At 34.7% G+C, this 10,967-nt stretch carries 10 protein-coding genes; 7 read left to right on the forward strand and 3 right to left on the reverse strand.

The genetic code is table 11. The features are described from left to right. The first annotated feature begins 574 nt into the window (after positions 1-574). Positions 575-1,762: a methionine gamma-lyase gene (gene megL / locus ACEWK1_RS23810; RefSeq protein WP_416636731.1), complete on the forward strand. Its 1,188-nt coding sequence runs from the start codon at positions 575-577 to the stop codon at positions 1,760-1,762. Between the two features lie 153 nt (positions 1,763-1,915). Here the strand turns inward: megL and ACEWK1_RS23815 are convergent, their stop codons facing one another. Next, positions 1,916-2,086, reverse strand: coding sequence for an aspartyl-phosphate phosphatase Spo0E family protein (locus tag ACEWK1_RS23815; RefSeq protein ID WP_121664371.1), 171 nt, complete (start codon positions 2,084-2,086; stop codon positions 1,916-1,918). A gap of 252 nt (positions 2,087-2,338) precedes the next feature. On the opposite strand from ACEWK1_RS23815, the gene ACEWK1_RS23820 reads away from it, so the two are divergent. From ACEWK1_RS23820 to ACEWK1_RS23835, 4 genes are read left to right on the forward strand one after another with little or no spacing between them, the layout of a single operon-like run. Next, entirely contained in the window at positions 2,339-2,575 is a 237-nt protein-coding gene (locus ACEWK1_RS23820; RefSeq protein ID WP_247339402.1) for a hypothetical protein, read from the forward strand. A gap of 2 nt (positions 2,576-2,577) precedes the next feature. Further along, positions 2,578-3,687 (forward strand): GerAB/ArcD/ProY family transporter, encoded by a 1,110-nt coding sequence (locus ACEWK1_RS23825; RefSeq protein ID WP_247339404.1) that lies wholly within the window; start codon positions 2,578-2,580, stop codon positions 3,685-3,687. Continuing rightward, positions 3,684-5,291: a spore germination protein gene (locus tag ACEWK1_RS23830; protein WP_379053489.1), complete on the forward strand. Its 1,608-nt coding sequence runs from the start codon at positions 3,684-3,686 to the stop codon at positions 5,289-5,291. Before ACEWK1_RS23825 ends, ACEWK1_RS23830 begins: the two co-directional genes overlap by 4 nt. Next, positions 5,284-6,501 carry a Ger(x)C family spore germination protein gene (locus ACEWK1_RS23835; RefSeq protein WP_247339407.1) on the forward strand — a complete coding sequence of 406 codons (1,218 nt, stop codon included), beginning with the start codon at positions 5,284-5,286 and terminating at the stop codon, positions 6,499-6,501. The genes ACEWK1_RS23830 and ACEWK1_RS23835 overlap by 8 nt, the downstream gene beginning before the upstream one ends. Positions 6,502-6,592: 91 nt before the next feature. Here the strand turns inward: ACEWK1_RS23835 and ACEWK1_RS23840 are convergent, their stop codons facing one another. Next, on the reverse strand, positions 6,593-7,456 hold the full coding sequence (locus ACEWK1_RS23840; protein ID WP_247339409.1) for a Cof-type HAD-IIB family hydrolase: 864 nt from the start codon (positions 7,454-7,456) through the stop codon (positions 6,593-6,595). Next, positions 7,449-8,237 carry a DeoR/GlpR family DNA-binding transcription regulator gene (locus ACEWK1_RS23845; protein WP_247339411.1) on the reverse strand — a complete coding sequence of 263 codons (789 nt, stop codon included), beginning with the start codon at positions 8,235-8,237 and terminating at the stop codon, positions 7,449-7,451. Before ACEWK1_RS23845 ends, ACEWK1_RS23840 begins: the two co-directional genes overlap by 8 nt. 154 nt (positions 8,238-8,391) lie before the next feature. Between ACEWK1_RS23845 and dcuS the strand changes: the two genes are divergently transcribed. Both dcuS and ACEWK1_RS23855 read left to right on the forward strand, forming a co-directional pair. After that, complete coding sequence (gene dcuS / locus ACEWK1_RS23850; protein ID WP_247339413.1) at positions 8,392-9,984, forward strand: DcuS/MalK family sensor histidine kinase; 1,593 nt, start codon at positions 8,392-8,394, stop codon at positions 9,982-9,984. A gap of 7 nt (positions 9,985-9,991) precedes the next feature. After that, entirely contained in the window at positions 9,992-10,705 is a 714-nt protein-coding gene (locus ACEWK1_RS23855) for a response regulator (RefSeq protein WP_247347094.1), read from the forward strand. Positions 10,706-10,967 lie beyond the last annotated feature (262 nt).

Genomic DNA, 10,967 nt, shown 5'->3' on the forward strand with positions numbered 1-10,967 from the left:
CATGCTTTTACATAGAGGAGTAGTAAAAAACCATTCGTAAGATCCAAAAAAAGTAAAAATAGATCCTAAAAGTGAATAGAGTTGTAACTATTTTCCATATACGTATCGATTTTTGATGAAAAGGGAAAAAAATCATACGTAAATAAGGAATATGCATGCTTTTACATAGAGGAGTAGTAAAAAACCATTCGTAAGATCCAAAAAAAGTAAAAATAGATCCTAAAAGTGAATAAAGTTGTAACTATTTTCCATATACGTATCGATTTTTGATGAAAAGGGAAAAAAAGCATACGTAAATAAGAAATATGCATGCTTTTACATAGAGGAGTAGTAAAAAACCATTCGTAAGATCCAAAAAAAGTAAAAAGTTCTTCTTGAAAATGACCTGAATTGTGATAATGCCTGTAATAGATAAATGGACAAGATAGCGGGAATCCCCTATCTTTTTTACTTTATCCAAGTACTTTATCTATCTAGTTAAAGGAACCGGACGAACACGTTAGTAATAATCTATAGAAAGGAGCCTAAGAAAATATGTACAGGTGCTCTTTACAAAGTTTGAAGGGGGAGTACTATGAATCGAAATGCTCATCATCAGTTTTCTACAAAAGCAATTCATGCTGGATATGACCCGAAAGAACATAGTGATAGCTTAACACCACCAGTTTACCAAACATCCACCTTTACATTTTCTACATTAGAACAGGGAGCAAAGCGGTTTTCTGGAGAAGAAGAGGGCTATGTCTATTCCAGACTTTCAAATCCTACAGTTGCGGTGTTAGAAGAGAGGATAGCTCAGTTAGAAGATGGGGAAGCGGCTCTTGCCTTTTCATCAGGAATGGCAGCAGTTTCTGCCGCTCTTATTGGTTTGACAAAAAGTAATGACCATATTTTATGCTCAAAAGGAATATATGGATGCACCTTTGGACTACTCCAATTGTTGAAAAATAAATACCATATCGAGTATTCATTCTCAGACCTATCTACAACTGAAGAGATATGTTCGCAAATAAAAGAAAATACAGCGTGTATTTATATTGAAACACCAATAAATCCTACAATGAGATTAATTGATTTAGAAAAAGTAACAGCAATTGCAAATGAAAAGGGAGTCAAAGTGGTAGTAGACAACACTTTTTCAACTCCTTATCTTCAAAAGCCTATTTCTTTAGGATGTGACCTTGTCATTCATAGTGGCACGAAATATATTGGTGGTCATGGGGATGTTGTAGCGGGTGTAGTTGTTGGTAGTCACGATCTAATTAAGACTTTAAAGGGTACGGTACAAAAGGATATAGGCGGCGTTATTGCACCGTTTGATGCTTGGCTGTTGTTAAGAGGAATAAAAACACTAGCTGTTAGAATGGATCGACATAGTGAAAATGCCGAGAAAATTGCTTTAAGTCTTAAGAAACACTCTAAAATTAAGAATGTCTATTATCCTGGAGATTCAGATCATCCTGACTATCACATTATGAAAAAGCAGATGAGAAATGGTGGAGGATTATTATCGTTTGAAATTAAAGGCACTTACGAAGATACAGTGAGATTTGTTAATCATCTTAAGCTTATCCCAATAGCAGTCAGCTTAGGTGATGCGGAAACACTTATTCAGCATCCTGCATCGATGACACATTCAGTCATACCTGATGAAGTGAGGATTAAAATGGGCATAACAAATCAGCTATTAAGGCTATCTGTTGGTCTTGAGGCTTGGGAGGATATTTGGGAAGACATAAATACTGCCTTAAAGGCTATTTAAAGACTAGTAGTGATAAGCTACTAGTTTTTTATTAATAACAACATATCACGGTTTTGTGGTATCACATTCAGCCAAGAAAGCATAAGAGTTAGGCTAGTAAAAAGGACAGGTTATTTCTAGATTGGATACACATGTAGCTACTGTCCTTTTTACCTAGCTGCAGGATTTTAGTAGTAATTGTGTTTCGAAAATTAATCGATCCAATTCTTGGCTATATTTTATTGTTTCAGGACTATTTATTCCTTTTGTTTGTGCAGAAGTAATCATTAGCTTTCTTACTAGGTCTATTTTATGTCCTAATTCCGGATTTATCGTTTCATTCATTTTCATAACCCCTATACTAAACAAATCTTATATACCTATTATTATAGATAATTGTTAATTATGGAATGGCTTCGACAATCAATCTATGTATCAGACAAAATTTTTATCCGTTTTGACAAAATTTTAACACCCAACTTCTTGTCTAGTTCTATTTATTCAACTAAAAACTTTACTAGGTCATACTAAAAAGTTCTTTTTTGACCATAATAATCCATATATCCAATTACAAATATGGATGTAGGATGTGTTGTGATGAGAACATTGATGTTGATAGTATTATTTGTGATCTTAAGTATATTAGTGGCACAAATTGATTCATTGCTATATAAGACAGATTTATGGACTGAACTTAAAACACTGTTAGGAATAGACCCGGGATCTAATAAATGGATGGTTTATGCTTTTTTATTGATAGGGTTTATCTATTCTATCGTGAGTGGAATAAAGGAAAAGCTACAAAAACTTAAGAAAATCGGAAGTTTTGAATAAGCATGAAACAATATGTAGAAAAAATCTCACTTTGGCAGTTATATATTCTGATTATTTGTTTTCAAATTGGAAGTGCAACACTTGTTAGTATTGGGGATGATGCAAGGCAGGATGCATGGATTGCGATTATAATTGCAACGGTATTTGGAGCTGGTCTCATTCTGTATTATACCTTTTTGCTTTCTAGATTACCGGGAAAGAATTTATTTGAAATATTCCATTTTTGTTTCGGAAAATGGATAGGGAAGTTTTTAACGCTTTTGTATGTCATTTATTTCTTTTATATATCTGCAAGGGTTTTACGTGATTTTGGTGAGCTACTTGTTTCGACTATTTTTGAAGTAACTCCATTGGAGATTATCTCCATCACGATGATGCTGGTGATTATTTATATGCTTCAGCTTGGGTTGGAAGTACTTGGTCGAACAAGTGAGGTGTTTTTTCCTTATGTTGTAACTTTTATATTAGTAACGGGTATTGCCATTTGGTTTTCGGGGGGCTTAGAGATTACTAATTTACGTCCGGTATTGGGAGATGGATTTAAACCGATTATCAAGGCGTTGTTTCCACAGTTAATCACTTTTCCATTTGGTGAAGCTATTACATTTATGATTGTCGGCGCTTACATAGGTACTAGGAAAGGTGTGGGGAAGGTTAGTGCAGCTGCGGTTATAACAAGTGGACTTATCCTTACATATGGTTCATTTATTCAAATAGCCACATTAGGAGCAGATTTAAAGGAGAGAGCTACATTTCCTTTATTAAGTGCATCAAGGGAAATTTCTTTACTCAACTTTATAGAAAGAGTCGATTTAATTATTGTCTTTTTTGTCATGTTCGGAATTATTGTAAAGGTAAGTTTGTTTTTCTATGGGGGATTGAAAGGGCTTGAATACATAATCAATAAACCGTATCGAAGTATGACGTTACCGATGGGGGCATTGGTTGCTTTTATATCTGTGGTGATTAGTCACAATTTTATTGAGCATATAGAAGAGGGATTGGTATTTGTCCCCTTTTATTTACATCTACCATTTCAGTTTGGAATCCCAATTCTCATTCTTCCTATTTTGTTGTGGAAAACAAAGAAAAAGGAGACGACTAGCTTATGAGTATACTTTCGACACTATTTAGAAGAAGAAGTAATAAAAATAGTGGGGAAACATCAGAGAAGGAACTCTATGATAAAGAAGGTATACCAAAGCAATATGATTTTTCACTAGAGAAAAATATAAAAAGTATAAAAGAAATATTTCATTCAACGTCTGATTATGAGGAAATTAATATAAAAGTTGGAAACCTAGAAGGGTGTGTTTGTTACTTAGGAACAACTTTAAATAAGCTAGATTTGAATTCTCAAGTCCTAGAGCCACTAAGATCTGCCTTTCAAAAGGATGAAGAAGCTTATCGAGATATGAATTTATTACGAGAAGCATATTTTCCAGCAGTATCTTACGAATTTGCTGAAACATTGCATCAGCTTATTTGGTACATGCTGAATGGTTTTGCGGTTGTGATGGTTGACCAACATACCAAAGCTTTGGCTTTAAATATTGGCGGTACTGAGAAGCGGTCAATAGTAGAGCCGAGTACACAGACAATTATTCGTGGTCCTAAGGATGGTTTTGTTGAAGATCTTCAAACAAATCTTGGGTTGGTCCGCAAAAGAATAAAAAATCCCAGATTGGTGTTTGAGGAGTTCAATGTAGGAAGTGACTCTAATACACAGCTTGTAATTGGCTACATGAAGGGAATTGTAAATGAGGATATTCTGAGTGAGGTAAAAGAAAGAATTAACAAGATTAACGCATCGGGACTATTAGACACAGGAAACGTAGAGGAGTTTATAACAGATGAACCCTACTCTTTTTTTCCATTGGTCTTTAATACAGAACGACCTGATAGTATAAGTGGGAATATTCTTTCTGGTAAGATTGCCATTTTTCTAGATGGTACACCTTTTGTCTTAGTTGTTCCTAGTGTTTTCACAGATTTTTTTCAGTCAACAGAGGATTATTATCAGCCGTTTTTTATGACTAGCTTTATTAGAGTAATCCGTTATATGTCTTTTATGATTACTCTTACTTTCCCTTCCTTATATGTGGCGATTACGACTTTTCATCATGAATTAATGCCGACTTCCCTTTTAATAAGTGTTCAAAGTCAGAGAGAGGGAGTGCCATTTCCTGCTGTTATTGAGATATTACTGATGGAGCTTACATTTGAAGTATTAAGAGAGGCTGGTGTTCGAATGCCTCGTGCTGTGGGTCAAACCTTATCGATTGTGGGTGCTTTAGTTATTGGTCAAGCAGCTGTAGAAGCTGGCCTCGTTTCGAATGTATTAGTCGTTATCGTTGCATTCTCTGCTATAGCAAGTTTTGTTTCACCAATCTATAATTTTTCAATTGCTGCTAGGCTAATACGTTTTATATTAATTTTTATGGCTGCGTCTTTAGGGCTATATGGAATTTTTTTATCATTAATTGTAATGGTTATCCACTTAGTAAGTTTACGAACGTTTGGAATTCCATATTTAACACCAGTGGCTCCATTTAAATTGAGAGATCAAACAGATGTGTTTATTCGTTTCCCGTTATGGGCTGATAAATTTAGACCGTCTTATTTAATGTCAAAAGCACCAGTGAAAATGAAAAATACTAGCAAGCCATCACCTCCTAAACAACAACAATCAGAAGGGAAAAAGGAAAATGAATAAGAAATGGATATACTTATTTCTCATTCTGTCTTTTTTTATGACAGGTTGTTGGGATCGTGAAGAATTAGATGAAATATCAATTGTATCAGGTATTGCAGTTGATCCAGGGGAAGAAAAAAAGTATCGTATGACAGTAGAAGCTATTATCTCGTCTGAATTCGGAAAACAAAGTGCACAAGGTAATGCACCGGTGGTTACGTATACTATGGAAGGTAATTCTCTTTCAGAGCTATCAAATAAAATGAATAAGGGATTAACGCGTAAGCTGGTTTTTTCTCATACAAGGGTTTTGTATATAAGTGAGGAAGTGGCGAGGAAAGGTCTTTTTGGTTTTCTAGACTTTTTAGATCGTAGTGGACAATTTCGAAATGACTTTAACATTATGATCACAAAAGGAAATCCTGCCTCTGATTTCACGAAAATTACCTATCCAACACAGAAAAGTCCGTCCCTGAAGGTTAATACTCAAGCAGAGACATTTACCGATGAGTGGGGTGGAGATCCGAATGTTAAGCTGTATGATTTTATTTCTTCAATTATTTCAAAAGGAAAGAATCCTGTTGCAGCATCGCTCGTAATAAAGGGTAATGCAGAAGCTGGAAAAACAGTTGAGAATAATAAAGCTCTTGATCCTGAAGCGCTAGTTGTTATGGACGGTATGGTAGTTTTTGATGAAGATAAGATGGTTGGTTCATTATCTTTAGAAGAAACAAGGAATTATTTATGGACTCAAGATCTAATACAAACAAGTCTAAGTATCCCATGTGGTGAAGATTCTGAAGAAGCTAAAGATTACTTTTTAGATGCACGAATAACAATGTCAAAATCAAGCTTAGAAACCAATTACAAAAATGGTTTTCCACATATTAAAGTAAACATAAATGGTGAAGCGAGGATTCAAGGACTCCATTGTCCTAAGGATATTACAAAGTTAGATGTTTTTACAGATTATGAAGATCTGATTGAAAAGCATATAGAGAAAGAAATTAATTCTCTAATAACAAAAGTACAAGAAGAGTATGGAGTTGATATTTTTGGGTTTGGCGAGGCATTAAATCGTCAACACCACAAAAAATTTCTTGAAGTACAGGATAGATGGGATAAAGAGTTTACCAAAGCTGAACTAGATGTATATGTTGATATGCATCTCATGAGATCTGGAATAAAAAATAAAAGTTTTAATGAGGATATTGAAGAGAAGGAAGAATAAATAAAAAGCCAACCCCTTCGTCACGCCACAAATGATAGTGTTACGCCGAAGAAGGTTGGCTTATTAAAATTGTATCATGTTTTCATTGCATTTATACCTTGCTTAAAACAGATTGAATAAAGTGAGCAACACCATTTTCATCATTTGTTACTGTCACCAAATCGGCTGCTTCTTTAATAGAGTTTTTTGCATTCCCCATAGCGATACCTATTCCTGCACGAGACAGCATGGATAGGTCATTCATGCTGTCACCAATTGCTGCAGTATGTTCTAAAGCAATACCTAGTTTTTTAGATAGTAATTCAAGAGCAATTCCTTTTGATGCATGTTGATGCTCTAATTCAAAGTTATGATTGGCTGAAGACACAATAGTAAGACCCTCAATTTGACCATATTTTGACCAGCCTGCTTTTAATCTCTCTTCGAAAAAGGAAAACGCAAGAATGTTATAAACGGGTGTGCCAGCTTCTTTAATATCTTTGTAAGAGTCAATAAATGTAAATCCCGTTTGACTAAATTGCTTTGATAAGGCTTCCTCTAGAGAATCAATAGAAACATCAGGATTAGCACTTTGAATTCGATCTATTTCAATCTGTAATAGCTTTCGACCGTTATTAGGAGTGTAAATACATGAAGAACTAAAAACTTCATAGTAAAAGCCATCCTGTTCCAACGAATGTAACACTTTATAGGCAGTGGTAGGATCTATTGGTTGATGATGATAAAGATTACCTTCCGGATCATAGATTGTTGCTCCGTTCGCTGCAATGATCCATGTTTTTATGTCTGTATCCTTAAAAATTGCCTGAACATCGAAATGGGCACGACCTGTTGCGATAACAATCTCAATACCAGCATTTTGCGCTTCTTTTATCGCTTGGATATTTTCAATGCTGATTTCATTCTTACTACTTAGCAATGTTCCATCAAGGTCAATAGCTATAAGCTTAGTCATTAAGTATTTCCCCTTCCTCATTATGAGATGTAATGAATATTTCAACTCCATGAGAATCTAATAAATCTTGAAATTCTTTATTAGGCTCTCGATCAGTGATAAGTAAATCAATCTCGTTTAGTTCCGCACATCGAAAGTACCCCGTAATACCGATTTTTGTATGATCTGCTAGTAAAATAACCTGCTCAGCTTGCTGAATCATTTTTTGCATCACATTCCCATCTTCCTCATGAGCTACTGTGACACCTTTCTCAGATATTCCGGCACAACCTACAAAGGCCTTATCAACATGGTAATAAGATAGTTTTTCGATCACAGAGCTTCCATATAAATAGCGGTGTTCTTTATGGAGTTCGCCTCCAAGCAGTTGAATATGTGTTTGTGAATTTTTAATTAGTATGTCTGCCAGATTAATTGAGTTTGTAATAATCGTACATTTTACATCTTCCATCTGCTCCGCACATGCCTGAACAGTTGTTGAAGTGTCAAGAATAATGTAATCACCAGGATGAATAATAGATGCTGCTTTTTTGCCAATTTGTCTTTTTTCTTCTGATACCATGCTTAAACGATTAACGTAATCTTTGATTTCATGTTTAGGTGAAGGAAGGATGGCACCACCCCGAGTACGGATAATAGCTTTATCTTCTTCTAATTTCACAAGATCTCTTCTGGCTGTATCTCTAGATACGTCAAACAACTCGCATATTTCTTCAATTGAAATGCGCTTGGATGTTTTTAGGTGTGCAAGGATTGATCTTAATCGTTCTTCTTGGAACATGATGTTACCCCTTCTTTAAGTGTTTATAAGTATTTGTAAGTTATTATAAGTCATTGTAAGTGGATTTTCAATTACTTATTTCATCTCTAAGTATTTTCGTGTTTATATTAAGAGGTATATTGTCTGTTATAATAAATTTCTGGGAGGTGAAGACATGATAAAGCAAAAATATAAGCTAAGTACAATCATTATTTTGTTCGTTTGTTTAGTCGTGCTTCTTTCGCTGCTCCTGACTGATTTGTTAATAAGTCAAACAGTAAGTAAGACAATACGAGAAAATCAAGAAGAAAAGGCAAAGATTGTCTCAAGAACAGTTGCGAAGTCTGTGATTGTAAAAAGTGGACTAGAAAATAACCAACCTTATTCGAGTGAGATTCAAGATTACACTGTTGACATTCAAAAAGCAGCAGATGTTATGTTTGTCGTTGTAATGGATATGAATGCAGTAAGAAAATCACACCCTAACCCTGATTTAATTGGAAAAAAATTCAAAGGGGGAGATGAGGAAGCTGTTCTTAACGGTAAAGAGCATGTTTCGGTTTCAGAAGGGACGTTGGGCCAATCATTAAGAGCTTTTACACCTATATATAATCATGAACAAGAACAAATAGGGGCAGTTGCTGTTGGGATCTCATTAAATAATGTGGAACAAGCTTTAGAAAGAGGGCATCGTACCATCATAATTGCCTCAATTATTGGTGTTTTAGTTGGAATTTTAGGTGCAATATTATTAGCTAGATATATAAAAAAGATTTTATTTGGTCTTGAACCATTTGCTATTGCTAAAATACATGAAGAAAGAAATACGATGCTGCAATCTGTTCATGAGGGTATTATTGCGGTTGATAATGATGCGAATATTACTCTAGTAAATAGATCGGCTTTACACATTTTTAAAAATACTGGACTACCAGCACAGCCTATTGGAATGAAGATAACAGAGTATTTACCATCTTCAAACTTGGATCGTGTTCTGAAAACAGGAAAAGCAGAGCAAGATGTTGAGTTAACGATTAATGGGGTTTCCATATTGGTTAATCGAGCACCTCTAATTGTCAACGATCAAATTGTTGGAGCTATTTCCACCTTTAGAGATAAAACAGAAATAAATCAATTAGCTGAACAATTAACAGGGGTTCGTACCTATGCAGATGCATTACGAGCTCAATCTCATGAATTTATGAACAGACTTCATGTTATTTTAGGTATGATTAAAATGGAAAGCTATGAAGAGCTAAGGAAGTTCATTGCTCAGGTTGTTAATCATGGTGCACATGAGGTTGGCCAAGTGACAAAAAATATTAAAGATCCAGCACTAGCAGGCTTTTTACTTGGGAAGCTTAGCTTTGCAAGGGAAAATAAAGTAGAAATGATCATTGATTGTGATACGCTTATTCCTGAACCGGTTGATCCAAGAATTACCCATGAATTAATTACGGTTATTGGCAATTTAGTAGATAATGCTATTGAAGCGATGGCTCAATATGATAATAGAGTTTTGCAAGTCAAATTTCATTATGAAGACTCTTCTTTACAAATAAAAGTTAGGGATTCAGGTCCTGGACTTCATAAGGATCAATTTCCACATCTATTTACCAAGGGGTATTCCACAAAGGGAGATAATCGTGGGTTTGGATTATATTTAGTAAACAAAAGTATGGAACATATAGAAGGAACACTTCAAATTAATTTAAGTATCAAAACAGGAGCAGAATTTATTGTTCAAGTTCCTTATAAAGGAAGGTAATCAACAAGTGATTAATGTGTTAATAGTTGAAGATGATCCAATGGTTGCAGAATTTAACAAGCGATATTTAGAGCAAGTAGATGGTTTTTTATTAGTGGATATCGCAAACTGTGTGAAGGAAGCTTTAGATGTTATTGAGGAAAAAAATGTGGACCTTCTCCTTTTAGATGTATTTATGCCGGGAGAAAATGGTTTATCTTTACTCAGAAAAGTTAGAGAGGAAAAACAAGATATTGATGCCATACTTATTACAGCTGCTTCTGATGTAGAGAAAATTCAGGAAGCTCTTAGAAATGGTGCGGTCGATTACTTGATTAAGCCTTTTGAATTTGACCGATTTGAACAGGCCCTAAGGACATACCGAGAACAACATGTTTATTTAAAAAGGCAAAGAACAATTAACCAAGAGGACCTTGATCAGCTTTTACTAGTAAAAGAAGAGGATAATGATCAAGGTATTTTAAAGCCTCTACCAAAAGGGTTATCAAGAAAAACTCTTGTTACGGTTCTTGAAGCGGTAAAAAAACAAGGGAAAGCACCCTTTTCTACGGATGTTATCGCAGAGGTGACGGAGATATCGAGAGTATCTGTAAGGAAATATTTAAAGTTCCTAAATGATATTGGAGTTATTGATGAGACATTAACATACGGCATTGGGAGACCTCTATATTCCTATATATATAATGCTGACAAACAATATTTGCTTGATGGATATGAATAATAGAAAAGCAGCTAGCGCTGCTTTTTTTAATTTCAAAAAGCTATCATTAGTTTCAAAATGTATAAAATGTCTGAATATTTCAGTAAACTTAAAACAGATTATGAAAGCGATTACTCACCCTGAATGGGAAACGACTAATGGAAATCATATTAATAGTGTAGGTTAACAAGAATACAGGAAAAAGAGCATTTATGGGCTAGATGTAATTTTTTAAGGAGGGAATAAGAATGGAATCAACAGCTAAGAAGCTATCATTTGATGA

The organism is Metabacillus sp. YM-086 (assembly GCF_048059995.1).
GTDB classification, from domain to species: domain Bacteria; phylum Bacillota; class Bacilli; order Bacillales; family Bacillaceae; genus Metabacillus; species Metabacillus litoralis_B.